Origin of the sequence: Meiothermus hypogaeus (assembly GCF_003574035.1) — a bacterium.
GTDB classification, from domain to species: domain Bacteria; phylum Deinococcota; class Deinococci; order Deinococcales; family Thermaceae; genus Meiothermus; species Meiothermus hypogaeus.
In genome coordinates this window covers 1-24502 of the sequence record NZ_QWKY01000019.1, presented here as the reverse complement: position 1 = coordinate 24502, position 24502 = coordinate 1, and the positions used below count along the sequence as shown (strand labels likewise).

Sequence of the window (24502 nt, the reverse complement as noted above, 5' to 3'; positions counted from 1 at the left end):
CCCTGGCTCGATACTTTGGCGAACCCATTTTGGGAGAGGGTATCGTAACCCAGATATACCGGTTTTTGCGACCTTAAGAGGAGATGCTCATGGAACTAGGTTTTGTAAGTGCGATTCTCGCTGACCTCTCGTTGGAACAGGTGCTCGAGTTCGCCAGCGAGCAGGGCTTCGATACGGTAGAAGTGATGTGCTGGCCCAAAGGCAAAGCCGAGCGTCGTTATGCAGGCGTGACCCATATTGACGTGGCCAGCCTGTCCGAAGCCGAAATCAAGAAAATCAAAGCCCTGACCCAGCAGTATGGGGTCTCGATCTCGGGGCTTGGCTACTACCCCAACCCCCTGGTAGCCGATGAAAAGGAGGCCAGGGTCTATATTGAGCACATCAAAAAGGTCATCACGGCCTCGGCAAAACTCGGAATTGGCCGTATGAATACCTTTATTGGCCGTGACCCTACCCGAAGCCTCAAGGATAACTGGGCTTTGTTCGAGGAGCGCTGGCCCGAGATTATTAAGCATGCTGAGCAGCAAAAGGTGAAGGTCGGCATCGAGAACTGCCCCATGTATTTCACGTGGGATGAGTGGCCGGGGGGTAAAAACATGGCCATCAACCCGGTGATCTGGCGCGAGATGTTCAGTCGCATCCGCTCCGATTACTTCGGCCTCAACTACGACCCCAGCCACCTGGTCTGGCAGATGATGGATCCGGCTTGGCCCCTCCTGGAGTTCAAAGATAAGCTCTTCCACGTCCACGCCAAGGACGTGCGGGTAGACCGAGACAAGCTTCGCCAGGTCGGCATCCTGGCTACCCCGCTGGAATACCACAGCCCCAAACTGCCGGGCCTGGGCGATGTGAACTGGACCCAGTTCTTCGCCAGCCTCACCGAGGCCAGCTACAATGGGCCGGTCTGCATCGAGGTTGAAGACCGGGCCTACGAGGGCAGCCTGGAAGACCGCAAGCGGGCCGTCGTACAATCAGGACGGTTCTTACGAAATTTTGTCGTCTGAACTGCTTTTTACATGGTTCCAACCGGATTTTGAGCTAAGGACAGAACCATACAATAGAGCCCATGAAGGTACTGGCCCTCATTGCTCACGATGGCAAGAAAACCGACATGGTGTCTTTTGCCAAAGACCACAAAGACCTGCTTTCGCGCTTTCCCCTGGTTGCTACCGGTACAACCGGACGACTCTTGCAGGAAAAAGCTGGCCTGAACGTGACCCGGATGCTCTCGGGGCCGCTGGGTGGCGACCAGCAGATCGGGGCCATGATTGCAGAGGACAAGGTGCTGGCGGTTATTTTCTTGCGTGATCCCCTCCAGGCTCAGCCCCATGAACCCGATGTGCAGGCTCTGATGCGTGTCTGTGATGTTCATAATGTTCCCCTGGCGACCAACCTGACAGCCGCCGAGGCCGTGCTGGCCTGGCTCCAGAGCGATTTATCGGCCAATGAGCGGCTGGTCGGTCAGTAGGAAAAGGTGTCCACCAAACGGTGAGAGTGTGTAGTTGGGCAATAGGGCCTCTGGTCAGGCCTGTACCTGGATACCCGCGATAGTGTCAAAAACCCGAATGTTAGAAAAGTTGAGTGCTATATTAGCAAGTAGATATGACACCTCTCGAGTGGATTCAACAAATGGTTGAAGCTAACCGCGAAGCCTTACAGCAAATGCCTTTCCCCCCAGGTCTAGCGGAATATGTGGACGAGCTGGTTAAGTCGGGGCAGACGGAGCAGATCATCGCCCTGATGAAGATGAGTTTTCTGATCGGCATCCAGCAAGGCGCGCGAAGCCACGAGACCCCTGCCCCTCCCCCCAACCGCATTCAGGCTTAGGTGAACAACTGAAAAAGCAGTGTACCGGACGCTTGTAGAGCGCCCAAAAATACCCACCCTCGACGGTTGAATAATCTAACGTAATTTCTAAGGTCATCATCCCGCTGCTGGTATTTCCCTAGCAGAGGAAGATGCTCGGAGAAAACCTGGCTCGAGCCCATCGGTGAGCCGGATGCGAAAAATATATCCAGCTTAGAAACAAGGCTGGGTGGGCCCAACCGTGTTTAGTGCTCTACATGGCCTGTAGGGTAAAATACCAGATTCGGTTAGTTCGTCACCAAAGGGTGACGAACTAACCCGACCGAAGGGAGTGCTCTAGGATTCAAAAAGACAGCCTCTGGTGTTTTTGGTTTTGTAAACTGTCTTTTTGAATCCGGTATAGTTGGCGAAACCGGCTTATTCGTGCTCCTGGGCTATCCGGTTGGGGGCCTTTGTAGTGGAAATTTGCGCATTTGGCGCACGCGGGGTCGCCTTCTGTGTCCAGCTTAGCCCAATACAACCCCGCACTGAGATGCTGGTGAGACGCATGGGGTAAATACTGGGGAACAGGAGGCCAGGAATGAAACACTTAAGACACGCTTTGTGGGTGGCTTCAACGATTTGTGGAATCGCAGTGGCCCAGGCCGAGCTCAGACCTGATCAGCAATATCAAGGTGGTGTGCAGGTCAAGTCCTCGACGCTCGGTATCAGTTTTACCTTGCCCAAAGGCTGGCTAGGAGCCTACAAAGAAGAGGGTGGACAGGCCGTGCTGGTGCTGGGATCCAACAGCGTGGAGGGCGTTGGACTGGTGATTTTTATGAAAGACCAGACCCCCGCCCAGGTGGTGGCCGGTTTGAACGAAGCGCAAGACCTGGGGGCGGGGGTGGTATTGGAACTGGTGGGCTCGGTCAGGACACAAGGCTCGAGGGTGACGGCCCGTTATCTTAACAGCCAGTACGTAGGGCGGGCGTTGGCCCTGCTGGGCTCGAGAAACCATGTGATCTATTTCTATGCTGGTCCGCAAAAAAACGAAGCCCTCTATGGGCAACTGCTGGAAGGGCTTGCAGGCTCCACCAGGTTCCAGGCCCCTGTGGCGGCTCGGCCCCAGCCGGCACCCCCAGCCCCAACCGGCGTGGCGCGGCAGTGGACGCAGTTTCTGGCTGGCAAGATGCTCAAGTATTTCTCCAGCTATAACTCGGGCGGCGGTGGCGGGGGGATTTCCGAACAGCGCACCCTGCACCTGTGCTCCGACGGCCGCTTTGCCTACCTTGACGAAAGCCTGACCACCATCAATGTGCCGGGTGCGACGGCCTCGAGCGGGGGCAATGGTCGGGCTCTGGGACGCTGGCGTATTGAATCAGCCACCCAAAACAGCGCCGTATTGCTGCTCAATGTGGATGGGGGTGGGGTAGAGCGCCTGCGGGTCGAATATGACGGCGACAAGACTTTTCTCAATGGACAGCGCTGGTTTCGTGTCGAGAGCGATACCTGCCGCTGATACTTTCCATCCCCTGCTCCTGTTCTCCACAAACACTCCACCATCTGGTGGAGTGTTTTACTTCCTGCTTGCAGGGCCAACGAAGGCGCAGCTTATTGTTGGGGGGTTATCTGAGTACGGGTCGTTCGGGTTACCCGTTATCCCCAGCCGTTATGCAATCGTGTCGCGTCAAGCCGACCCAAGATTAGATGGTAACGTTCCGAAGTTTTTATTCCTGATTGCTGCGGGTTTTTTCTTCACGGCGGGGTTACGAACGCTTGCATAGTGTAAATTCAAACGTTGTAACTGCGCATGAAACACCCCAAGACTTCTCCTGCCGAAATCCTGGATCGCTTTACGCGGGAAGTGTTGTATGGCGATGTTATTGGCAGCGCCAGTGATTGTGGAAGTGTACGTCTGGGGATAGATGTAGAAGCCAAAATCTCGGTGGAGAAAGGGGTTTTGCGCTTTGCCCCCCTGGACACGCCAGGCTGGGGCCGTCAGGGAATTGCCTATGGCCCCTTTGCCCGGAGAGCCGGACTGGCCTTTGGGGTCTTGATGCTCAACGGACACAACAACTCACAAACCTATGCCGAACCCCTGAGCACCCCGCCGCTACAGCTTGTTGGCGGCCAGGAGAACGCTACCGCTCGAATTCCGTTCAAGGCGCATTTCTGGCCCCAGCCCATCCGGGAAAATCTGGCGGTAGGCTGGTTTGATCAGCCTGTGCCCACCAACCCCCTCGAGTCCGGTCAGGCCCTGGTTATGCAGGGGCATCCCCGTGAGAATGGCCGGCTGTGCGCAGCGAAGGTGCGGGGTTTACATCACCTGCTTCTGGGTGTTCAGAACAACCCAATCTATCTGCTTTCGGTACTGCGCGAGAAGGGGGTGGCTTTTTATGCCGGTTCGCTCGAGGGCAGCCGCCACCTCCCAGCCCTGCCCAGGCTGCGGCCTTTGGCGATAGACCCTTATAGCCTGACGGCAAAGGACTTATACGCCGGGGTTTACCAGTCCATCCTGGGGGAAATGGGGCACCGGGTAGACACCCGTGTGTATGGGGTGCGGGTAGCCGATGTGCCTGCTTGGCAGGGGTACGGTACAGCCCTGCTGGTCGATCCCCAGCCACAACTGGGGCGCAAGGCGGCTCAGGGTGGGGTGTGGCAACTGCACGGCCCCGGCATGCTTTTGCAAGCGCGAGAAGCCGGAGGGCTGTTTCATGTGCGCCTGACCGCACCTGCCAGCCTGATCTGGCGTTACCACGACCCAGGGCATTTTCTGGCCCTGGAGCTGAAAGCTCAGGAAGTCCGCTTGCGCTTGCAGTATGGCCTCCAGCAGTATGTGCTGGCTGTCCAGCCCTATACCGGTGCAGCTCAGCAACCCCACTGGGTGCAGGTGCTGGACGATGGAAAAGCCCTCATCATTACCCTGGACGGCCAGCCCCTCTTTTCCGAGCACCCCATCCTCGAGCATCGTCTGGCCAACGAAACTGGGGTTGGACTGGTTGGACAGGCTGCCGACCTCGAGGTGCACCCACGCGAAGTGGAACTCCCGCCGGAGCTCGATCTGGGACAACCCTGGCAGGCCAGGGGTCAGACCACAGTGTTCGCCCCCTATCTGAACCATCCCGCCGAAGATTTGCTGCTATCCTGGGAGCCCACCCTGGGACGTGCAAATTTGATGCCTGCGGAGGGGGGCCTACGTATCGAAGCGGCTGCGGGAGAACGCGCCGTCTATACCATGCCCTGGGATAGTACCCATCTGGCCGATCTGGAAGTCGAAATTCTTCCTCCAGGCCAGAGTAAGGGGCAAAGCCAGCAAAGCCGAGCCGGAGTCTGTTTCTGGCAGGATGCCAGGCATCATCTGGTGGTAGCCTTGCGCCTGGATGATAGCGAAAGCTCGGTGGCGGCAATGCTGCGTTTTGCCGGTTATGAAGACCCTTTCGACATGGTTTGGAGTCGCGTACCCGATCTGCTTTACCACGGCGTACCGGTGCGTCTTCGGGTGGTTTGTGATGGTGAACGGTTTCAGGTCTACCTTGACGACGAACCTGTACTGTACCGGGCGCTGAGCGACATTTACCCCGGAGCCGACCGCCTGTACATCCGGCGGGTAGGGCTTGCTTTGAGTGGCTATGGAGAAGATACCGGTAGTATTTTCCGTTCCTGGGTCGCGCACAAGTAGACGCCCAAGTTTCCTCAACCATTGGATCAATAGCGTAAATAGTCCAGAGAAGAAATGCTAAGAACTATCCTGGTGAAACCCATTGCGGATTGCTTCAAGTACCAATTTGAATTTTATGCCCGAGGGGCGTGTTCAGAATGTCGGGGTAGGGTAAGGCTACGATAAACTTGCCCCCCCGTTTTAAATACTCAGGGTATTGGCGGGCCATCCCGCTGGGTTGATGGCTGAGCAGGAGCAGATAGTCGGGTTGTTCTTCGAGCAGCTTGTGATCCCCATAGATGGGGACATGCACCCCAGCCATATAGCGTCCCTGTTTGCTGGCATCGCTATCTACTACAAAATCAATTACCTCGCGACCAAGCCCAACATAGTTGAGGAGGACCGTGCCCTGGAGATTGGCCCCGTAGGCGGCCACCCTTCGGCCACGGGCTCGAAGTTCGGTCAGTAGAGCCATCAAGGCTTCGCGCACAGCGGCGATGCGGGAGGCAAACTCGAGGTAATAGGCGGCATCGGTCAGGCCCAGCTTTTGCTCTTCCTCCAGATACCAGCCCACCGAAGATTCAACCTGACGGGACTTGCCCAGGTAGTAGCGCAGATAGCCCTCTGAGAGCGGTTCAACCCGCTGGAGCCACAAGCCGTGGCGGCGCACCAGTTCGTGCAAGGCACCGACCGAGAAATAGTGTTGCTGTTGGTGGGTAAAGTGCTCGAACTGCCGGGCCTCGAGCAACGCCCGCACATAGGGCAGTTCCATCACCACCGAGCCCGTATCCTTGAGCACCTCCGCGAGGCTTTCGAGCAGCCCGTTGAGGTCGCTGCTATAAGTAAGCATTTGATTGACCAGCACCACATCGGCTTGCAGGCCTTCCTCGCGCAGCAGGTGGGCATAGTGGCGATCAAATCGCTCATGTCGGGTGAGAATGCCTTTGCTGGAAGCCGCTTTGCTGCGCTCTGGATGTGGCTCGAGATACACCACCCGCACACCCGCCTGCATCAACTGGCGCATTAGCTGCTGGCTGCTGCCCTCCAGGGCCAGTACCAGGTGGTGCGAGCCCAGCCGATAGTCGTGCATTAGCCGCTCGAGCAACCCCTCCTGCTCCGGCTGAGCAGGGGCCGGAGAATCCTCAGCAGCGTCGCCCATGAGCTGAACCAGGCTGCAGCGCTTGCAAAAGCCCACCTCGAGGCTGCGCCGTTCTTCGGGGCTGGCAAGCTGATCGGCGCCCAGAGTGCTGGAGAGGGGAAGCCTACCCAAACTTAGAAAGGGCACCAGTTCTCCCGACCCGCACGAGCGACACGTCTTGACTTTCTTCATCGAACTCCCCTGGGCCGCAACTGCGGCATCACTGTGTAGAGGGTACAAACCAGGCCGTAATCCTTCCGTTATCGAGGTTTACCCGCATGGGTAGCGGGTTGTATCGCTTCGTTAAGGGGTCTAAAATGCGCTTTTTTATGAACAACGTAAGTGTAACGCGTTCTTTAACGAGCCAACAGCGGACTGTTAATCTTACTTGAATGCTGATCTAAAGCGATATAAAGCCACTTGTTGTTTTAATTATTGATAAATGTTGTTAATTTCTGGTCCTTCTATGACACGCGCTTCTGGACATCCGCAGGCGGCCAGACATTCGGTTTTGTGCTACAGCAGGGGGTTTTGAACCAAAATGGACAAATGAACCTTCTGCCCTAAACGTCCTGTTGGAAATGGGCTACCCTAAATTTATGGCCATTGTCACACCCCAAGCTATTCGCCAGGATTTTCCGCTTCTGATGCAGCGTCCCGACCTGGTCTATCTCAACTCAGCGGCTACCAGCCAGAAACCCGAAGTCGTTATCGAAACGATCTCGCGCTACTACCGGGAGCTCAATGCCAGTATCCACCGGGGAGCCTACACCCTGTCGGTGCAAGCCAGTGAAGCCTATGAGCAGGCCCGCCATACCCTGGCCCGCTTTATTGGGGCCGATGAGCGCGAGGTTATTTTTGTGCGCAACACCACCGAGGCCCTCAACCTGGTGGCCTATGCCTGGGGGCTTCGCAACTTGCGTCCCGGCGACGAGATTCTCCTGACCGAGATGGAGCACCACGCCAACCTGGTACCCTGGCATCTGATCTGTGAGCGTACAGGGGCCCGCATCAAGGCCATTCCACTGGGGCCGGATGGCCGTCTGGAGCTCGAGGCTCTGCATACCCTCCTCACCCAGCGGGTCAAGCTGGTGAGTGTAATGCACGTGTCCAATGTGCTGGGTACGGTCAATCCGGTGGCCGAAATTGCTCAGGCGGCCAAAGCCGTGGGAGCCCTGGTGGTAGTAGATGGGGCCCAGTCCGCCCCCCATATGCCCATAGATGTGCGGGCACTAGGAGCCGATTTCTACGCTTTTTCCGGGCATAAGATGCTGGGGCCCACTGGGGTTGGGGTGCTGTGGGGCCGCTACGAGGCACTGGAAACCCTGGCCCCCTTTTTAGGGGGTGGCAGCATGATTCGAGAGGTATACGTAGAGCGCTCCACCTATGCAGCACCTCCCCAGCGCTTCGAGGCCGGAACCCCGGCGGTAGCCGAGGCCATCGGGCTGGCGGCGGCTGCAGAGTACCTGATGAACCTGGGCATGGACAGGGTATGGCAGCACGAACTCGAGCTGGCCGCCTACGCCCTAAAGCGCCTGGACGAAGAGCTGCCTGAGGTGCGCACCTTCGGTCCAAGGGGCCCCGGCCGGGGCGGGGTGATTCCTTTTGTGCTGGGCGACATTCACGCCCACGACGTGGCTACAGCCCTCGACCAGTACGGCATTGCCGTGCGGGCCGGGCACCACTGCGCCCAGCCCCTGCACCGCAAGCTGGGCGTACCCGCGACAGTGCGGGCCAGTTTTTATGTCTACACCACCCTGGAAGACATAGACCGCTTCATCGAGGCTCTGAAGAAGGTACGAGACTTCTTCAAAGACTGGCTGTGAGGGATTCATACCGGATTCAAGAAGACAGTTCACAAAACCAAAAACCCATTAGGTTATCTTTTTGAATCCTGGAGCACACCCCTCCCGAACGGTCGGCGAAAAAGCGTCTCGTTTTCCAAGGGGCGGTATCGCCCTCCGCTACGCGGATAACTTCCAAGGGGCGGTATCGCCCTCCGCTACGCGGATAACTTCGCTCGGGTTGATTCGTTACCGAACAGTAGCGAATCAACCGAATCTGGTATCAAACAATGGGCGCTTCCTCGCGGAACTGTAACTCGTAGAGGTCTTTGTAAAGCCCCCCCTGGGCCAGCAACTCTTCGTGGGTGCCCTGCTGCACCACCTGACCTTTGTCCAGTACTACAATCCGGTCGGCATTGCGCACGGTAGAAAGGCGGTGTGCAATCACAAAAGTGGTGCGGCCCTGCATAAGCTTGTCCAGGGCTTCTTGCACCAGGGCCTCGGACTCCGAGTCGAGCGAGCTGGTGGCCTCGTCCAGAATCAAGATGCGGGGGTTTTTCAGCAAGGCCCGGGCAATGGCGATACGCTGGCGCTGTCCGCCCGAAAGTTTGACCCCGCGCTCGCCCACCAGGGTTTGGTAGCCCTGGGGGAATTCCTGGATAAAAGTGTGGGCATTGGCGGCTTTGGCGGCTTCGATGACCTCGGCCTGGCTGGCCTGGGGGTTGCCGTAGCGGATGTTGTCCTCGATGGAACCTGAAAAGAGCAGGGTTTCCTGGGGCACCAGCGCAATGTGCCGGCGCAAGTCCTGAAGCCGTAGCTGGCGGATGTCCACTCCGTCCAGGGTAATGCGGCCCTCGGTCACATCGTAAAAGCGCGGGATCAGGGCAATCAGGCTGCTTTTACCGGCTCCGCTGGGGCCTACCAGGGCCACCACCTGGCCTGGGGGAGCAGTCAGGCTGACCCCGCGCAAGACCTTGCCTCGGTCGTCGTAGGCAAAGTGCACGTTCTCCAGCCGCACCTCGCCCCGCACCGCGGTTAGGGGAATGGGGTTTTCGGGTTCTTTCAGGTCGGGCGGGGTATCCAGTAGCTCGAAAATTCGGCTGCTGGCCCCCAGGGCGCTTTGTACCTGGCTCCAGATGCCCGCCAGGGTACCCACGCTGGCCGCCACGTTAAAGGCATACAGAATGAAGGAGACCAGCTGCCCCGGGGTAATTTCGCCCAGCGAGACCAGCCGTCCGCCGTACCAGAAGATGAGGCCCAGCGCGCTGAAAATGGTAAAAAATACTACCCCGCTGAGGCCGGAAGAAACTAACGCCCGCCGTAGGGCGGTGCGGTACGACTCGCCGATGAGCTGGCTGTAGCGCTCGGCCTCGAGCTTCTCAGCGGTAAACGACTGCACGACCCGGATGCCGCTAATGGACTCCTCGGCGCGGGCGTTGGCCTCGGCTACTTTGTCCTGGAAGGCCTTGCTGAGCCGCCGGATGATGCGCCCCAGTACGATGGCCACCAGAATGACCAGGGGAACTACCGCCAGGATAAAGCTCGAGAGCTTCCAGTTGGTCCAGAACAATATGCTCAAGGTGGCGGCAAACATCAGCGGGGTGGTGAAAAGCTGAACCAGGGCGTTGGAGACCACGCCCTGCACCGTGGCCACGTCCGAGGTCAAGCGGCTGGTGATGTCGCCGGTTTTGTGGTTCTCGAAAAAACGCGGTGAGAGGCTTAGCAGATGGCTAAACAGGTGGCGGCGCAGGTCGGCCACTACCCCCTCGCCCGAGCGAGCAAAAAGGTAGTTTTGTAAGCCAGAGAATAGGGCCTGGCCGGCAAAAACCATCACCAGCAGCAGGGTGTAGCGGTCAATCTGGGCCAGGTTGCCCTGCTGGAAAATCGAGGCGTCCAGCATCCGGCTGACCAGCTGCGGGAAGGCCAGAAAAAAACCGGTGGAGATGAGGCTCGACAGGCCAGCCAGCAGCAGGCCCAGGCGGTAGGGGCGGGTGTAGCCCAATAGGCGGCCAAGCTGGCGGAAATCGCGCCTCGAGGCCGATGAAGATGTTTGTAATGCAGGTCGCATGTCTGGCTGATAGTCTGATGCAGCCATAGGGCTGGCATTGTGGGCTGGGTCTTAATGCCCCGTTCAACCGTCTTACAATGGTGCTTATGAGCCTTCTGGAGGAGCTGTACAAAGAGATTATCCTGCGCCACTACAAATCGCCCCACAACTATGGCCCCTTAGACTCGGCCAATGTGCGGGTGATGGGCGACAACCCCTCCTGCGGCGACCAGATTGAACTAATGGTTTTGACCGACGGGGAGCGCATCGCAGACCTGCGCTTTCGCGGACAGGGCTGTGCCATCTCCCAGGCCTCGGCCTCGCTCATGACCGATCTGGTCAAGGGTAAATCCTGGCTCGAGGCGCTGGCCCTGGAACAGCAGTTTAAGGCCATGGTCGTCGATGGCGCGGCCCCTACGCCAGAACTGGGCGATCTGGCGGCACTGTCCGGGGTACACAAACTGGCGGCCCGGGTCAAGTGTGCGACCTTAGCCTGGAACGCCCTGGAACAAGCGGCCTCCCGGGCAGGTGCGTTGCCACGCGAAGTAAGGGAGTAGCCCTGTGACGACTCCTCGGGCTGAAGTCCAAGGCTTCTCGGGCATCATGGAACTGTTTGTACAGTGCCCATCCCCGAAGGCTCCATCCGAGCCCAGAAATAACCTTGACACCCCGCTTCGTGGTGAAAGAAGCGCCGCCGTATCGGTAGGCGAGCGCAATGCTTTCCGAGCCGCCTTGGCGGGGCGAATGCCACAGGTGTTCGTTTGGAGTTTTACCCATCGGACCGCGCCGCGCTACGGCGCGGCGCTTGGAACTCCCTACTCCAGATTTCAAGGTGCATGGGGAACGCTGTCCCCAAGAGGGTTATAGCTCACATCTGCCGCTCACCAGGCGATGTGCTCTTTCGGACGTGGGGCGTCCATGTATCCCCGTCGTCTTGGCAGGGAAAGGCGAGAACCGAGGGATTATTGCCCCCACACCACTTTTCTTCTAACACAGAAGGGTGCTGAAGTCGTTGAAATCGGCGCGGAATCCGCCGGGTACACCCCGGGCGATTACCGAGACGGCGTCGTGGGAATGGAGGCTTTCCTGGTGCGAGCAAGCCACCTGGAAGTCTAGAATGCGTGGATCGGCTATGAGTTGCTCGTAGACCAGCCGGGCAGCATCCTCCACAAACTTCACGTAAGCCCCGTTTAGCTCGGCGAAGGCCTGTTCGTCTTCTCGCTTCACCATGACCTGGGTCTCGGTCTTGAGGGCCTCGCGAGCGTGCTGGATCAGGTCTTCCAGGTGCAGCGAGGTATCGGGGGCCACTTCCACCTTGATGCGGGCCTTGGAGCGCTGGCTGTGGGGAATGGCATAGGCCCCCCGGTTGTCGCGGGCGTGTTCGGCCAGCTCGGCGGAGCAGGGGCAGGCCGAGGAATAGACAAAGTCGAGCTCCACAAAGCGCCGAATGGTGCCGTTTTCTTCGACCAGGGCTTCGTAGCTACCGCTGTAGTACTGATAGCCTTCCAGCCCAGAGCGAAGGGCAGAAACCAGCATGGGGTAGCTAAAGGCCACCTTGACCCGCGCGCTCAGGCTATCCAGGTCGCGTCGGTAGTCCTGCACTACCTGGGCCAAGGTGTCGAGGCTGAAGACCTCCTCTTTACGGCTGTAAAAGGTACGAATAATCCGGCTCATGTTGATGCCCTTGAGGTCGGCCTGGAGGGAGACCGTGCCGGTCACGCGGGCCTCGAGGGTCAGGGCTTCGCCCCGTGGCGTGGCAAACTTGAGCGGCAGCTTGAAGCCCGAAATACCGACCTGCTGGATGGCCACATTGGCCCCCTCGACCGAGTCCACGGTCTCGGTCATGTCGGGCAGGCTGGCTTTGTAGGCATCGTCGGGTTGGAAGTGGTGGTCGTAGTAACGGGAAATGATGGGCTCCGCACCGTCGGTGTTACGGAAGAGATAGGCTTTTTTGCCGCCGTTTTTGTCCAGTTTGGGAAGGGGTAGATCGAGGATTTGCTTGTTGTCGTAGCTAAGCAAGGGGGACTCCTTTTCCGCCAGCAACCTCGAGCAGTCTGACGGCTCATCAATGCCAAGGGAGCCTGGTAAGTGGGGGCTGAACCACCTCCCTTGCGCTTGGTTCAGGCCCCATGGGCAGTCTGTAGCTGCCCTGATACAGGATGCCATCTTATACAAAAACTAAACGTAACCTGAACACTAGTTTTTCTCAAACGCATATGCGGCCATGACTGCCGCGCAAAACCCTGCCCTGGTTTTCAGGTGCAGCAAGCCCTAAAGATTCCATCCGCCGGCAACCTCCATGACCTGTCCGGTCAGATAGCCATTGGCCTCGTCCACAAAGAACAAGACTGCACGAGCCAGCTCCTCGAGCTCGGCCAGGCGGCCCATGGGGATGTCCTTTAGCGGTTTGGAGACGGAGTTCTCAGCCACCCCCGGTGAGACCACGTTTACCGTTACCCCCAGAGCGGCCAGGCGCTGGGCCAGCGACTTGCTGTAGATGATGAGGCCGGTTTTAGCAATCACGTAGGGGGTGATATCCGGTCGGGCCAGCAGGTTTTGTGCGCCCGCGAAGCTGATATTGACCACCCGCCCGTAGCCGGATTTGCACAGGTAGGGGAGAGCCGCCTGGGTCAGGTAAAAAGGTGCGTTGAGGTTGGAGTCCAGCATGGCGTGCCACTCTTCGGGGCTCAACGTTTCAATGGGTTTTTTGAGGTAATTCCCCACGTTGTTGACGAGCACCTGCAATCCGCCGAGTTGTTCGGACACGCTATGAATCAGGCGCTCTGCTTCCTGCACCTGGGTGACATCCGCCGCTACCTTGATGGCCTGCACCCCTCGCTTCAGGGCCTCCTGGCGGGTTTGCTCGGCTTCGCTCTCGCTGCTGCGATAGTGAACGGCCACATCAAAGCCCTTTTCTGCCAGCGCAAGCAAGATAGCCCGCCCGATGCCTTTGGCCGAGCCCGTTACCAGGGCGACCTTGCTCATGCTTCCCCCTGAAGGTACCTCTCAATCAGGGTGCGGGTGATGTTGTTCAGGGGGTACCCCAGGGCTTCTTCTGGGGTCACCCAGGCCCACTCGAGGATTTCCTCATTGGGTTCTATGGTTTCAGCAAGGCTTTCGGCGAAGTAGTTGATGAACAGAAAGTGCATGGGCTTGTAAAACTGCGGGTCGAACACCCCTTCCAGCAACAAGGCGTAGCGGATGCGGATAAGCTCGAGGCCCACCTCCTCGCGGAACTCCCTTTGCAAAGCGGCCTCGAGAGGCTCTCCCCACTCAATCTTGCCCCCCGGTACCCCCCACAAACCCTGCCACTTAGGGGTCTTGACGATAAGCACCCGGCCCGAAGGCCCCTTGACCAGGGCCCCAACTGTGGGAATGGGGTATTTGGGCTCCATACAGCGACCTCCAGGCTACGCGGGCATCCACGAAGAAAAGGTGCTGAAGGTTAACATAGGCCAAAGGCCAGGGAACGGGAGACCTCGAGCCCGGCCTAATTCTGCAACTCCTTGTAGACCGCATAGACCCGCCCGCCTTTGGGATAGGCCTCGAGGCTGTACAGCACGGCGTGGTTGGGGAGGGCGGTTTTGGTTTTTTGCGGCAGGCCGGTCTCGAAGGCTATTACCAGGGGGTCGTTGCGGCGAAAACCGGCGCCCCGGCTTACTCGGCCCTGGATGCGGGGGTGCTTGGCGCTGAAATAGACCCGCAGCGGCTTGCTGCCGGCCATTAGCACAATCGAAGGGGTGGGGCCGCGTTCGGCTAGGGCGATGATGACCACCTCTTCCGAGACCTGGTGCAGCTCGGCCAGCTCGGGTATGAGCCGGGGGCTCTGGCCCTTCTTGGCCAGGGCTGCGTCCACCACCTCGCCGGGCAGGAGCATCTCGGCGGCCCCCAGGTTGCACAGGGCCTCGAGCTCCTTTTCCAGCTCTTGGCCCTCGTAGGCCTCGTGCAGGTCGGAGAGCAGGTCGTCGTCCTGCTGGATTAGCACGTGCATCACCTCGTGGGCCAGGGTAAAGCGCTGGCGTTTGGGAGGGGAGTCCTGATCAACCAAAATATGATTTTGTTCCGGCACCAGCGCCCCAAACTTGCCCTCCGGCAGCTTGCTATAAGAAAGGCTTGCCCCAATGCCCCCGGCCAGCCGTTCGGGCGTGAGGGGGGCATGGGCCTTGCGGTAGCCCTGGGCCAGTGCGATTACCTTGGGTCTTAGATTCATAATCCTTGGCAAAGCTATCTAACGGCCACAAAAATCGAGACCCGCTGGCTGTTTTCGTACACCTCGTAATCGAAGGTATAGGCCCTCTGGGGTGCGCCGGACTGCGCAAAATAGGTCCGGATGTGTTGCCAGGTCTGTGCGACCCGGGCTGGACTGGCGCCTTGCGCAGTAAACATCAAATACCAGCCCCCCGGCACGTTTAGCCCGCTCAGGCCGGGTGGAACATCATCTTGCCCCATCACCTGGTAGCCCAGCAGCACGGAGAATGAACCCTCTGGGGCGTAGTTATAGTAAACCCCAAAGGGCTTACCCTTGGCCAGGCGCTTGGGTATCAGCAGCTCGAGCTCGCCGCGCTCGATTTTTTCCCACAGAGCCGGGATTTTAGCAGTCTGGGGATTTTGCTCCAGGGCCAGGCTGGTGCGAACCTCGTAGCCCGCAACAAAGAAACCAGACTCGCGGGTACGAACGGGCTTATCCATAGCCATCATCTTACTGAGGACTTGGCACTCAGCAGCGCTTATCCCTGGCAAACTTGACCATGGACGGTTCAAGAAAAAAGCCTATGGCATGTTTGTATGCCATAGGCTTTTGGCTTTTAGTTCCCGGCTACCCTTCCAGCACCCGCTTCAGATGCAGGAAGATTTCGTACCAGTCGCGCTTGGACTCCGGGCGCTTGCCGCGCAGCTCGATGCGAGCCAGGGTGCGCTGCCACTCCGGGGTGATTTCGGCCCCCAGGGTGGGGTCAGCAATCAGCTCGGCCAGGCCCCTGGGCAGCGAGGCTTCGGTGCGCTCGCCGTAGAAGTCTACCGGGGCCAGCAGGTCGTTGACCGTGACGTTGTAGGAGCCGGCCAGGGTTTGCAGGGTGTCGAGGGAGGGGTTGGTGCGGCCCCGCTCGAGGTCGGACAGATAGGGCACGGAAAGCCCGCTCTTTTCGGACAAATCCTTCAGGCGCCAACCCTGCTGGGTGCGCAGTTCGCGAAGACGTTCGGCTAATGTCATGGTTCTGACGTTAGCATAAAAACTTTCTACGGTCAAGACGTAATGTCCTTGGGTAGGTATTGCGTTATGCAGATAGATTATGCTAATATCATAATGGGAGGCAGGCATATGAACATCAGCGAAAATGTCTGGAGAACCATTGGACGCGGCACCGCACATCCCAGTGAAGTGCTCAACACCCTCATCGAGCTTGACAACCGTAAGGGCCAGATTGGTTTGTGGGCCCTGGAAAACGAACTACGCGAAAAAATACCCCTGCTTCGCCCTATGGTTCAGCCGCTGGCCCAGGCCTGGCTCGAGGCCACCATCCTCTACCGCACCACCTACTACCCAGAAGACCGTCTGTCCAGGCTGTTCCACCGCTTCACCCAGCTGGAACGTCAGCATCTTCCGATCGCAAGCTAGCGCATGACTGTTTCTGGATGCTGGCCCCGCATAGTGAGGGGTGGAGGTGGGTATGTTTTCGACCCTATTTCTGGAAGTAGAGGCCCGGTATCGGCACCAACGCCTGATCGAGGAAACCGTGGGGATTGGCCCCACTATTGCAAAAGCAGTTCAGGAGGCCCGCATGATGCAGCTCGCCCAGCAAGCCCAGGCTTCGGTTGTGGAAAATATTCGTCGGGTTTCGGCGTATGTGTTCGTTTCTTGTGCTCAGCCCAAACGCCTTGCGCACGCCCTGAGCCGCCTGCCTGGGGTGGTCAAGGCCGATGCCCTGCTGGGCGCTTCCGAGGCGGTGCTGGTGGTAGAGCAGCACAACTTTGAAGCGCTACAATCCCTCCTGACCGAGGTACAGTCCACCCCTGGGGTCAAGAAGATTTCGGTGAAGCTGGCGGCCTGAAGTAGAGCGACATTTGCCCGCCTCGCCCCAACGCTCATAAACGTGTAAAGTAAACTGAAACCGCTATACAGCAAAGGAGGGCCTTTTATGCCCGGTATTGTCCCCCACTTGTGGTTCGAGCAGGAAGCCAGGGAAGCAGCTGTGTTCTATTGCAGCGTATTTCCCGATTCTAAAATCACCAGCACCGTTGTTTTGCGCGATACGCCCTCGGGCGACTGCGACCTGGTCTCGTTTGAGCTGGCGGGCCAGCCCTTCATGGCCATCAGTGCGGGGCCGTTGTTCAAGTTCAACCCCTCGGTCTCGTTTATCCTCAACTTTGACCCCTCCCAGGGCCGCACCAGAGAAGACCTCCTGGCCCTATGGAACAGCCTTTTGTCCGGCGGTGAGGAGCTAATGCCGCTGGGTCCGTACCCTTTTGCGCCCCTTTTTGGTTACCTTCGAGATCGCTACGGGCTCTACTGGCAGTTAATCCTCTCGGACAACATGGAACCCAGGCTGCCTTTCGTCATCCCGTCACTCTTATTTGTGGGGGATTTGCACGGCAAGGCCGAGGAAGCCCAGAACTTCTATTTGTCGATTTTCAAAGATGCCCGCAGTGGTGTGACCTTTCGCTACCCGGCCGGATCGGAACCCGAGCGAGAGGGTACGCTAATGTACAGCGATTTTATGCTGGAAGGCCAGTGGTTTTCGGTTTCGGAGAGCGCCCTCGAGCACGGTTTTGGCTTCAACGAAGCCATCTCGTTCATGGTGTATTGCGATAACCAGGAAGAGATCGACTATTACTGGTCCAAGCTCTCGGCAGCGCCCGAGGCTGAGCAGTGCGGCTGGCTCAAAGACAAATACGGCCTGAGCTGGCAGGTGGTGCCCCGGGCCATGGAGGCCATGCTGCATGACCCCGACCCGGAGCGGGTACAGCGGGTCAACCAGGCCATCCTTCAGATGAAAAAGCTCGAGCTGGCCGAACTGCAAAGGGCCTATGCCTGATGGCTTGCAAGCTTGTAAACCCGGGCGGTGGAAGTGTCGCCCCCGGTTTTGAGGTGATGTATGCAGGTAAAGACGTTGGCGATTATTCCCGTGGTTCCGAGCCGTGATATAGAAGAGTCCTTGCGTTTCTATCAGACCCATCTGGGCTTTGAAGACCCCTTTAGCTGGGGGCAGCCGGTTGAGTACGGCGGGCTCAGCCGGGATGGGCTGCGGCTGCACTTCTACCTCGAGCCCAACCCAGAGGTAGGCCAGAACTACGCCTTCCGGCTCGAGGTAGACGAGGTGGACTTGCTCTATGTGTGCTGCGAAGCCGCGGGCATCGTACACCCCAACGGCAAGCTGGAAAATAAGCCTTGGGCCACACGCGAGTTTACGGTTCTGGATCCTTCCGGTGTGGCCATTCGGGTCTACCAGAGCGGTTCCCATGAATAGTCGGGACGGCGGTTTTTGCTGTCCCGACTACAATACGGCGCACCGTGTGTGTCGTATTGGTGGGAAACGCGACAGGAACTCATGGGATGACCCGCTCTTTGGGGGATTGTAGCAGGGCTTTTGCCAGGGCTTCGCCGGGTGGGCCGTCGCCTCGGTAGGCTTCGGGTTCTTTTTCGACCCAGACGTAGCCCTTGCTATGAAACTGCAGGCTGCGAAAGCCCCCGGTAAAGGCCGCCTCGATGAGCTGACCTAACGAGCCGGCCTCGATTTCCTTTTCTTCTAGCTTTTCCAGCAGTTCCGGGGGTAGGTCGGGTTCGAAGCCTTGCCGGGCGGTGAGCACCTGATAGGCTGGCTCGCGCTCCTCCATGGTACCGCCCTGGGCAAAGTAGCGCTCCAGCACCCGGTACCAGTCGCCACTGCGGGTGATAGGGGCCATGGCGGTATAGGCTTGCTCGAGTTCCTCTGGGCTGTAATCGTGGTACTGGTTTTCGTGCACCACCAGCCCTCTAGGCAGCCGAGGACGCGGGCTGGGGCTTTCGTCTGGCACCCCAACGCACAGCCCGGCTACCGGTATCACCCCCTGCGGCAGCTTGCAGAGCCGGACAATCTCCCGAATGCCGTTCAGTACCCCTCCAATCCACACAATGCCGTAGCCCAGGCTCTCGGCCATGGTGGCCAGAGCGCTTCCGGCCAGCACCGCATCGGTAATGGCAAAGTGTAGGGCGGTGCGGGGCCAGCGCCCAAAGGTGCCTCCCCGGCGCTCGAGCAACCGTCGCAGCCGGTAAACATCGGCCAGAATCAGGAAGAATTCGGCACAGGTCTCGATGTGGGGGTTCTGGCCGGAGTGGCTCGAGATTTCCTTTCTGAGCGCCGGGTTGCTGATACGCAGCAGGCTGTACATCTGCGCGGTGGCATCGGTGGGGGCCCGCTGGGCAGCCAACAGAAGCTTGTCTAGGTCGCCTTCCCGCAGGGGTTCGGGCTTAAATTTGCGCACGCTGGCGCGGCGCTGATATAGCTCGTAGAGGTCACTCACGGGGCTAGCCTATCGCCGGGGTGCGCGTCCAACTGTGGCGCCGGTTGTAGAGCATTTCTACGAGAGCTTTTTTCCAAGCAAAGGCTCAGAGGATCCTCGAGGTAAGGGCCGAAAGGGGGGACGCGTCGGAAGCCAAAGCCTTGATACAAGCTGATGGCCTCTTTTTGGTGTACGCCCGTCTCGAGGCGCAGTACCCGGATACCCTGCCCGGCAGCGTAGGCTTCCAGATGGGCCAGCAGTTGCTTCCCCACACCCCGCCCGCGAAACCCAGGCCGCACGTACATGCGCTTGAGCTCGGCGTATTCGCTGCCAACAATCTGCACCCCGCCGCAGCCCACCGCCTGCTCGTCCAGGTACGCCACGAAGAAGGCAACGCCCCGCTCGATCAGCTTTTCCACGCTGTAGCCGTGGCGGCTCTCGGGGGGGTAGTGGGGGTTGAGCGTAGCGTCGAGCTCGGCAATGAGCTCCCTGGCAACAGCGCTGTCGGGCTGCTCGGGTTGAATAAGTACCCGCATGCTTTAGCTGAGCGCTTCGATGCCGGGCAGGGTGCCGAGCTCGAGGAGTTCCAAGCTGGCTCCCCCGCCGGTGGAGACATGGCTAAACTTATCGGCCATGCCCAGTTTGTTGGCTGCTGCTACCGAGTCACCCCCGCCGATTACCGTAAAGGCCCCCTCCAGCTTGGCAATGGCCTCGCCCACCGCCAGGGTGCCCTTGGCAAAGTCGTCCACCTCGAAGACCCCCATAGGCCCATTCCATAGCACCGTCTTGGCCCCCTGCAGGGCCTCGGCAAAGGTACGGGCGCTCTCAGGGCCAATGTCCAGGCCCATCCAGCCTTCCTCAATGGCGTTGGCGGGCATAATCCGGGTGGGGGTTCCGGCCTCGATTTTCTGGGCCGCCACCACATCACTGGGCAGCAGCAACTTGACCCCCAGACTGGCGGCTTTTTTGAGCAGGCCCTGGGCCAGGTCTAGCTTGTCGTCCTCTACCAGGCTCTTGCCCACCTGTCCCCCCTGGGCCTTGAGGAAGGTAAAGGCCATCGCGCCGCCAATCACCATGCCGGTTACTCTAGGCAACAGGTTCTCGATCACCCCGATCTTGTCCGAGACCTTGGCCCCGCCCAGCACCACCCAGTAGGGCTTCTCGGGGTTGTGGAGTACCTTACCGATGCTCTCGACCTCCTTTTCCATCAGGAAGCCCGCGTAGCTCGGCAGGAACCGGGCCACACCCGTAACCGAGGCGTGCGCCCGGTGGGCCGAACCAAACGCATCCAACACAAAGGCATCGGCCAGGCGAGCGAAATTTTTCGCCAGGGCTTCGTCGTTCTTTTCCTCGCCGGCCTCGAAGCGCACGTTGTCGAGTAAAATCACCGAGCCAGCGGGGGCAGCCTTCACGCGCTCCAGGGTGGCCTCGCTGGCCGGGGTGAGTTCGGGCGAGCCCCCAATGAAAATCACCGGCCTGCCCAGGTGTTTTTCCAGCACTGGAGCCACCGGGGCTAGGCTGCTGGCCTCTTCGTAGCCGCCCTTGGGGCGCCCCAGATGCGAGAACAACACCAGTGTGGCGCCTTGCTGTAACAGATGCTTCAGGGTGGGAATGGCCGCCGTTATCCGGGTTTCGTCTTTAACTTTGCCTTCTTTGATGGGCACATTGAAATCTACCCGTACCAGCACCCGCTTACCGGCCGCGTCGAAGTCTTTTAGAGTTCGCATACTGCACCTCAAGTAGAATCCCCTCTCCTTGTGGGAGAGGGGATGGGGTAAGGGAAATCCCCTTCCCAACCTCCCCCATCAGGAGGGAGGAGCATCTAGAGCTTCTTGCCGATGTACTGCGCCAGGTCGGCCACGCGGCAGCTATAGCCCCACTCGTTGTCGTACCAGCTCACCACCTTGACCATGTTGCCCACCACCAGGGTGTCCAGGGCGCTGAAGATGGAGGAGTGGGGGTCGCCCTTGAGGTCGCTGCTAACCAGGGGTTCCTCGGTGTAGGCCAGGATGCCCTTCATGGGGCCTTCGGCAGCGGCTTTCATGGCCGCGTTGATTTCTTCTTTGCTGGCTTCTTTGTTCAAAACAGCGGTGAAGTCCACCACCGAGACCGTGCTGGTCGGCACGCGGAAGGCCATGCCGCCAAACTTGCCCTTGAGCTCGGGGATGACCAGCCCCACGGCCTTGGCTGCACCGGTCTCGCTGGGCACAATGTTGAGGGCAGCCGCCCGGGCGTCGCGGGGGTCGTCTTTTACGGCGTCTACCAGGCTCTGGCTGGCGGTGTAGGCGTGTACGGTGGTTAGGATGCCCTTCTCGATACCAAAGTGGTCGTTGAGCACCTTGGCCACCGGGGCCAGGCCGTTGGTGGTGCAACTGGCATTGGAAATTACATGATGCTTGGCGGGGTCGTACATGTGTTCGTTGACGCCCATCACCACCGTGAGCATGTCGCCCTTGCCAGGGGCGCTGATGATCACCTTCTTGGCCCCGGCCTTGAGGTGGGCCTCGGCGGCCTCGAGCTTGGTAAAGCGCCCGGTGGACTCAATCACGATGTCGGCCCCAATCTCGCCCCAGGGCAGGTTGGCCGGGTCTTTTTCCTCGTAGACCCGGATGGTCTTACCGTTGACGGTGATGTTCTTCTCGTCGTAGCTGACGCTTCCGGGAAAGCGGCCATAGTTGGAGTCGTATTTGAACAGGTGGGCCAGAATGGAGTTATCCGACAGGTCGTTGATGCCGACCACTTCCACCCCGCGCTCCTGCAGAATCCGGAACACCTGACGGCCAATGCGCCCGAAACCGTTGATGCCTACTTTCATAAGATTCCTCCTACTTGAGCTAAACGCCGGATTACTTCCGCGTTCCGCAGGACACTATAACCCCTCCATCCCAAGACGCCCAGTTACAAGAATACCCCTTTGCAATAAGTAATACTTCAGGTTTATCTACGGCGGTTTGTGGCTGAATACCCGTTGGGATCATCTGCCGAGCCACTCCCCACAGAAGTTGCTTGCGTGAGATGTCCGGATGCAGAAATACTCCGCCCGAACAACCTCAGGCGGAGACGGGTGCCCTGCGGGTTTAGCGGGTGCGGCCGGCCAATAGATCCTCGGCGGCTTTCTGGGCCTTGTCGAGGGCGGCTTTGGGGGTGGCCTGTCCCAGCACGGCTTCCTTGATGGCCTGGCCCAGAATGTCGAAGCGAATCTGCTCCCACTGCGAGAGGGCCGGTTCGAAGCGGGCAAAGCGGGCCTGGCTGATGGCCACACCAAAGGCGGGGTTCTCCTTGACAAAGCGGGTTACTACTGGGTCTACGCCTGAGCCCTGGTTAACCGGCACATAGTTGGCCGCCACTCCAAACACCGCCTGAGCTTTGGGGGAGATGATAAAGCGCAGGAAGTCGGCGGCCACCCGTTTTTCTTTGTCGTCGGCTCCCTTGAACACCACGATGTTGGTGCCCTGCACCAAACCAAAACCGGGTTGTTTGTCGGTGCGGCCCGGCAGGGTGGCCACGCCCACGTCGAACTTGGCCGCCCGGGCATAGAAGCTGTAGCCCGCCGAGGAATCGGTAGAGAAGCCAAAAACCCCCGACCCGAAGTTCTCGTTGATGAAGCCGTTGGTGATGGGCTTGGCCCAGCCATCCTTAACGGCCTTGACCAGGAACTCGAGGGCCTCCAGCCCTTTGGCCGAGTTGAGCACCAGTTTGCCGTTCTGCAGGTAGTTGCCCCCCAGGGTGAAGAACCAGTAGGCATAGGTCGAGGCATCGGGCACAAACCAGTACACCGGCTGTTTTTCGCCTTCGGAAATTTTCTTGGCGGTCTCCACAAACTCGGGGATGCTCAAAGGCACTCGAGCGTTGTATTTCTTCAAGAGGTCACGGTTGACGTAGAGCAGCTGGATGCTCTTATTGAAGGGCACCCCATAGATTTGGCCGTTGATCTTGACCGCGTTGGCAAACAGCGGGTTGACCCCCTTCAGATCCACCCCCAGGCTTGGAATCGGCAGCAGGGCGTCGCTTTCCAGATACAGCGCCATGTTGTTCTCAAAAGCCTGGGCCATCACCGGGATTTTGCCCGAGGCAAACGAAGCCTTGATCTTGGTGGAGAGGTCGCGGTAGTTGCCCTGGCTGACCGGGCGCACACAAACCTTACCCCCCTGGGTGCGATTGAACTCTACAGCCAGATTGTCCAGGGCATCCTTGGGCGCTCCACCCCGGAAGCCATGCCAGAGTTCGGCTACCACTTCGGCTTTTTCGCACTGCGCTTTGATGATATCTTCTGGTCTTTGCTGAGCTAACCCCAGGCCAGCGGCGAGCACCAACATTCCGAGCAACCACTGTTTCATCTCATCCTCCTACGACACTTTTGAACCCCAATGTCAGGGCTATGTGAGCCCGCTTGACTCCAAATTTATACCCTGGCTTTGAAGTCCAGACCCCAAGTTTGATAGCGTGCACCGGACGCTCCCTATGGATTTCCTACTCATGCTTGCCCATTTTGACAGAACATTTGCGTGGTTGGGACATGCGCAAGCGTGACCTGGCCAGTACTTCGGGAGTTTCCGCCAACCGGGAAAGGGGTGGGGTGCTCGAGGTGGGCAAGGGTATGCTGACCGCCTGGCTGGCGGGCTTTCAGCCAGTATGCTGGGTTATGCCCCTTTGTCCTCTGGCGGTGGTGCCTGGTCATACCGGATTCAAAAAGACAGTTTACAAAACCAAAAACACTAGAGGCTGTCTTTTTGAATCCTAGAGCACTCCCTTCGGTCGGGTTAGTTCGTCACCAAAGGTGACGAACTAACCGAATCTGGTATCACATCTGGCCTGTATGCTTCGGTTTTCGCAGGGGTGGGGGCTTGGTGGTATTTTTTTGGGTTTGCGAGCGAGACCGCTTTCAAGGGAGCGGCTCCATCCCGTTTACGGCTATCCTGGTTTTTCTCTATCTGGCCGATGTGCCAAGAATGGATGTCAGGGCCTCCTACACCCTCTTTGCGCTGGGGGGTCATGGCGTTGCGGGGTGCGTCGGTGCGTACTGGCTGTTGGTGGCACTGGGATAAAAAGGAGCGAAAGGCCAGAAAAGCAGGATCAGGAGAGGCCAATGTAGCTCAAATACCACTGCACAATGGCTGTACCGTAGAACATGGCAATTAACCCCCCAATGGCCAGGTACGGCCCAAAGGGAATCTGGTTGTCGCCGCCAAACCGCCGCATGATCAGGCCAATGATGGCGCCCGCGAACACCGCAACAAAAACTCCTACAAGTAAGTTGGTGAAGCCCAGCCAGACCCCCAGAAAGCCAGCCAGTACCACATCGCCATAGCCCATTACGGTCACGTAGCCGGTGGGGTTTTCGGCTTCGGGCTCGGGCTCAACCTTGTCGGTGGGGTTGCGCAACCACCAGTAGAGCATACCGGCCAGGGCCATACCGCCCGCGCTCACCAGCATGCCCCGCAGGCTCTCCAGGGGTGAAAGGCCCAGCACCCAGGCCAATAGGGGCGCCAGTGCGGCGAGCCCCAGGGTCAGGCCGTCGTGCAGGGCGAATACCTTCCCGCTGCGGGCGTTGAGCGAGGCATTTAAGAGCCCCACCACAATGCCCAACCCACCCAGCCAAACGCCCCCCACCGTAC

25 protein-coding genes are annotated in these 24502 nt (G+C 58.9%); 11 read left to right on the top strand and 14 right to left on the bottom strand.

Translation table 11 applies throughout. The annotated features are described in order from the left end of the window. The first annotated feature begins 89 nt into the window (after nt 1–89). From Mhypo_RS06965 to Mhypo_RS06945, 5 genes are all read left to right on the top strand, one after another. Nucleotides 90–1004 (top strand): sugar phosphate isomerase/epimerase family protein, encoded by a 915-nt coding sequence (locus Mhypo_RS06965; protein WP_119340596.1) that lies wholly within the window; start codon nt 90–92, stop codon nt 1002–1004. Nucleotides 1005–1066: 62 nt separating this feature from the next. Then, the gene (mgsA, locus tag Mhypo_RS06960; protein ID WP_119340573.1) at nt 1067–1468 is read left to right on the top strand and encodes a methylglyoxal synthase; all 402 of its coding nucleotides are present in this window, start codon (nt 1067–1069) and stop codon (nt 1466–1468) included. A 134-nt stretch (nt 1469–1602) separates the two neighbouring features. Then, the gene (locus Mhypo_RS06955) at nt 1603–1827 is read left to right on the top strand and encodes a hypothetical protein (RefSeq protein ID WP_119340572.1); all 225 of its coding nucleotides are present in this window, start codon (nt 1603–1605) and stop codon (nt 1825–1827) included. Nucleotides 1828–2386: 559 nt separating this feature from the next. Beyond that, the gene (locus Mhypo_RS06950; protein ID WP_147075572.1) at nt 2387–3304 is read left to right on the top strand and encodes a hypothetical protein; all 918 of its coding nucleotides are present in this window, start codon (nt 2387–2389) and stop codon (nt 3302–3304) included. A gap of 291 nt (nt 3305–3595) precedes the next feature. Next, entirely contained in the window at nt 3596–5464 is a 1869-nt protein-coding gene (locus tag Mhypo_RS06945) for a LamG domain-containing protein (protein ID WP_119340570.1), read from the top strand. Nucleotides 5465–5558: 94 nt separating this feature from the next. Here the strand turns inward: Mhypo_RS06945 and Mhypo_RS06940 are convergent, their stop codons facing one another. Further along, the gene (locus Mhypo_RS06940) at nt 5559–6773 is read right to left on the bottom strand and encodes a class I SAM-dependent methyltransferase (RefSeq protein ID WP_119340569.1); all 1215 of its coding nucleotides are present in this window, start codon (nt 6771–6773) and stop codon (nt 5559–5561) included. Nucleotides 6774–7162: 389 nt separating this feature from the next. Between Mhypo_RS06940 and Mhypo_RS06935 the strand changes: the two genes are divergently transcribed. After that, the gene (locus Mhypo_RS06935) at nt 7163–8407 is read left to right on the top strand and encodes a cysteine desulfurase (protein WP_119340568.1); all 1245 of its coding nucleotides are present in this window, start codon (nt 7163–7165) and stop codon (nt 8405–8407) included. A gap of 241 nt (nt 8408–8648) precedes the next feature. Here Mhypo_RS06935 and Mhypo_RS06930 read toward each other — a convergent pair whose 3' ends face one another. Further along, nucleotides 8649–10433, bottom strand: a complete 1785-nt coding sequence (locus Mhypo_RS06930) for an ABC transporter ATP-binding protein (protein WP_119340567.1) — start codon at nt 10431–10433, stop codon at nt 8649–8651. A gap of 86 nt (nt 10434–10519) precedes the next feature. On the opposite strand from Mhypo_RS06930, the gene sufU reads away from it, so the two are divergent. Next, on the top strand, nt 10520–10969 hold the full coding sequence (gene sufU, locus Mhypo_RS06925; protein WP_119340595.1) for a Fe-S cluster assembly sulfur transfer protein SufU: 450 nt from the start codon (nt 10520–10522) through the stop codon (nt 10967–10969). Between the two features lie 430 nt (nt 10970–11399). Here the strand turns inward: sufU and folE2 are convergent, their stop codons facing one another. The 6 genes from folE2 to Mhypo_RS06895 form a co-directional block, all read right to left on the bottom strand. After that, the gene (gene folE2 / locus Mhypo_RS06920) at nt 11400–12455 is read right to left on the bottom strand and encodes a GTP cyclohydrolase FolE2 (protein WP_119340566.1); all 1056 of its coding nucleotides are present in this window, start codon (nt 12453–12455) and stop codon (nt 11400–11402) included. Between the two features lie 228 nt (nt 12456–12683). Continuing rightward, on the bottom strand, nt 12684–13397 hold the full coding sequence (gene tmpR / locus Mhypo_RS06915) for a bifunctional dihydropteridine reductase/dihydrofolate reductase TmpR (protein ID WP_119340565.1): 714 nt from the start codon (nt 13395–13397) through the stop codon (nt 12684–12686). After that, complete coding sequence (locus Mhypo_RS06910; RefSeq protein WP_119340564.1) at nt 13394–13807, bottom strand: NUDIX domain-containing protein; 414 nt, start codon at nt 13805–13807, stop codon at nt 13394–13396. The genes tmpR and Mhypo_RS06910 overlap by 4 nt, the downstream gene beginning before the upstream one ends. Before the next feature lie 95 nt (nt 13808–13902). Then, entirely contained in the window at nt 13903–14622 is a 720-nt protein-coding gene (locus Mhypo_RS06905) for an ImmA/IrrE family metallo-endopeptidase (RefSeq protein ID WP_119340563.1), read from the bottom strand. Between the two features lie 14 nt (nt 14623–14636). After that, nucleotides 14637–15101 carry a GyrI-like domain-containing protein gene (locus Mhypo_RS06900; RefSeq protein ID WP_119340562.1) on the bottom strand — a complete coding sequence of 155 codons (465 nt, stop codon included), beginning with the start codon at nt 15099–15101 and terminating at the stop codon, nt 14637–14639. A gap of 127 nt (nt 15102–15228) precedes the next feature. Further along, nucleotides 15229–15621: a helix-turn-helix domain-containing protein gene (locus Mhypo_RS06895; protein ID WP_119340561.1), complete on the bottom strand. Its 393-nt coding sequence runs from the start codon at nt 15619–15621 to the stop codon at nt 15229–15231. A 108-nt stretch (nt 15622–15729) separates the two neighbouring features. On the opposite strand from Mhypo_RS06895, the gene Mhypo_RS06890 reads away from it, so the two are divergent. The 4 genes from Mhypo_RS06890 to Mhypo_RS06875 all read left to right on the top strand — a co-directional run bounded on the left by Mhypo_RS06890 (nt 15730) and on the right by Mhypo_RS06875 (nt 17875). Then, nucleotides 15730–16026 (top strand): hypothetical protein, encoded by a 297-nt coding sequence (locus Mhypo_RS06890; RefSeq protein ID WP_119340560.1) that lies wholly within the window; start codon nt 15730–15732, stop codon nt 16024–16026. Nucleotides 16027–16078: 52 nt separating this feature from the next. Then, nucleotides 16079–16459 (top strand): Lrp/AsnC ligand binding domain-containing protein, encoded by a 381-nt coding sequence (locus Mhypo_RS06885; protein WP_119340559.1) that lies wholly within the window; start codon nt 16079–16081, stop codon nt 16457–16459. An 87-nt stretch (nt 16460–16546) separates the two neighbouring features. Continuing rightward, complete coding sequence (locus Mhypo_RS06880; RefSeq protein WP_119340558.1) at nt 16547–17443, top strand: VOC family protein; 897 nt, start codon at nt 16547–16549, stop codon at nt 17441–17443. Between the two features lie 60 nt (nt 17444–17503). Next, entirely contained in the window at nt 17504–17875 is a 372-nt protein-coding gene (locus tag Mhypo_RS06875; RefSeq protein WP_119340557.1) for a VOC family protein, read from the top strand. A 79-nt stretch (nt 17876–17954) separates the two neighbouring features. Here the strand turns inward: Mhypo_RS06875 and Mhypo_RS06870 are convergent, their stop codons facing one another. From Mhypo_RS06870 to Mhypo_RS06835, 6 genes are all read right to left on the bottom strand, one after another. Then, complete coding sequence (locus Mhypo_RS06870) at nt 17955–18908, bottom strand: nitroreductase family protein (protein WP_119340556.1); 954 nt, start codon at nt 18906–18908, stop codon at nt 17955–17957. Next, nucleotides 18905–19423, bottom strand: a complete 519-nt coding sequence (locus Mhypo_RS06865) for a GNAT family N-acetyltransferase (RefSeq protein WP_119340555.1) — start codon at nt 19421–19423, stop codon at nt 18905–18907. The genes Mhypo_RS06870 and Mhypo_RS06865 overlap by 4 nt, the downstream gene beginning before the upstream one ends. Before the next feature lie 3 nt (nt 19424–19426). Further along, nucleotides 19427–20614, bottom strand: coding sequence for a phosphoglycerate kinase (locus Mhypo_RS06860; protein ID WP_119340554.1), 1188 nt, complete (start codon nt 20612–20614; stop codon nt 19427–19429). 95 nt (nt 20615–20709) lie between these two features. After that, nucleotides 20710–21702: a type I glyceraldehyde-3-phosphate dehydrogenase gene (gene gap / locus Mhypo_RS06855; protein ID WP_119340553.1), complete on the bottom strand. Its 993-nt coding sequence runs from the start codon at nt 21700–21702 to the stop codon at nt 20710–20712. A gap of 262 nt (nt 21703–21964) precedes the next feature. Continuing rightward, nucleotides 21965–23224, bottom strand: a complete 1260-nt coding sequence (locus tag Mhypo_RS06850) for an ABC transporter substrate-binding protein (RefSeq protein ID WP_119340552.1) — start codon at nt 23222–23224, stop codon at nt 21965–21967. Between the two features lie 736 nt (nt 23225–23960). Further along, nucleotides 23961–24502, bottom strand: a 542-nt coding sequence (locus Mhypo_RS06835; protein WP_147371342.1) for a prepilin peptidase, incomplete at its 5' end; no start/stop codon positions are given.

Bases quoted from the DNA above. Each gene is read 5' to 3' on its own strand.
- Mhypo_RS06965 (WP_119340596.1), top strand. From the start codon at position 90: ATGGAACTAGGTTTTGTAAGTGCGATTCTCGCTGACCTCTCGTTGGAA.
- mgsA (WP_119340573.1), top strand. From the start codon at position 1,067: ATGAAGGTACTGGCCCTCATTGCTCACGATGGCAAGAAAACCGACATG.
- Mhypo_RS06955 (WP_119340572.1), top strand. From the start codon at position 1,603: ATGACACCTCTCGAGTGGATTCAACAAATGGTTGAAGCTAACCGCGAA.
- Mhypo_RS06950 (WP_147075572.1), top strand. From the start codon at position 2,387: ATGAAACACTTAAGACACGCTTTGTGGGTGGCTTCAACGATTTGTGGA.
- Mhypo_RS06945 (WP_119340570.1), top strand. From the start codon at position 3,596: ATGAAACACCCCAAGACTTCTCCTGCCGAAATCCTGGATCGCTTTACG.
- Mhypo_RS06940 (WP_119340569.1), bottom strand. From the start codon at position 6,773: ATGAAGAAAGTCAAGACGTGTCGCTCGTGCGGGTCGGGAGAACTGGTG.
- Mhypo_RS06935 (WP_119340568.1), top strand. From the start codon at position 7,163: ATGGGCTACCCTAAATTTATGGCCATTGTCACACCCCAAGCTATTCGC.
- Mhypo_RS06930 (WP_119340567.1), bottom strand. From the start codon at position 10,433: ATGCGACCTGCATTACAAACATCTTCATCGGCCTCGAGGCGCGATTTC.
- sufU (WP_119340595.1), top strand. From the start codon at position 10,520: ATGAGCCTTCTGGAGGAGCTGTACAAAGAGATTATCCTGCGCCACTAC.
- tmpR (WP_119340565.1), bottom strand. From the start codon at position 13,397: ATGAGCAAGGTCGCCCTGGTAACGGGCTCGGCCAAAGGCATCGGGCGG.
- Mhypo_RS06910 (WP_119340564.1), bottom strand. From the start codon at position 13,807: ATGGAGCCCAAATACCCCATTCCCACAGTTGGGGCCCTGGTCAAGGGG.
- Mhypo_RS06905 (WP_119340563.1), bottom strand. From the start codon at position 14,622: ATGAATCTAAGACCCAAGGTAATCGCACTGGCCCAGGGCTACCGCAAG.
- Mhypo_RS06900 (WP_119340562.1), bottom strand. From the start codon at position 15,101: ATGGATAAGCCCGTTCGTACCCGCGAGTCTGGTTTCTTTGTTGCGGGC.
- Mhypo_RS06895 (WP_119340561.1), bottom strand. From the start codon at position 15,621: ATGACATTAGCCGAACGTCTTCGCGAACTGCGCACCCAGCAGGGTTGG.
- Mhypo_RS06890 (WP_119340560.1), top strand. From the start codon at position 15,730: ATGAACATCAGCGAAAATGTCTGGAGAACCATTGGACGCGGCACCGCA.
- Mhypo_RS06885 (WP_119340559.1), top strand. From the start codon at position 16,079: ATGTTTTCGACCCTATTTCTGGAAGTAGAGGCCCGGTATCGGCACCAA.
- Mhypo_RS06880 (WP_119340558.1), top strand. From the start codon at position 16,547: ATGCCCGGTATTGTCCCCCACTTGTGGTTCGAGCAGGAAGCCAGGGAA.
- Mhypo_RS06875 (WP_119340557.1), top strand. From the start codon at position 17,504: ATGCAGGTAAAGACGTTGGCGATTATTCCCGTGGTTCCGAGCCGTGAT.
- Mhypo_RS06865 (WP_119340555.1), bottom strand. From the start codon at position 19,423: ATGCGGGTACTTATTCAACCCGAGCAGCCCGACAGCGCTGTTGCCAGG.
- Mhypo_RS06860 (WP_119340554.1), bottom strand. From the start codon at position 20,614: ATGCGAACTCTAAAAGACTTCGACGCGGCCGGTAAGCGGGTGCTGGTA.
- gap (WP_119340553.1), bottom strand. From the start codon at position 21,702: ATGAAAGTAGGCATCAACGGTTTCGGGCGCATTGGCCGTCAGGTGTTC.
- Mhypo_RS06850 (WP_119340552.1), bottom strand. From the start codon at position 23,224: ATGAAACAGTGGTTGCTCGGAATGTTGGTGCTCGCCGCTGGCCTGGGG.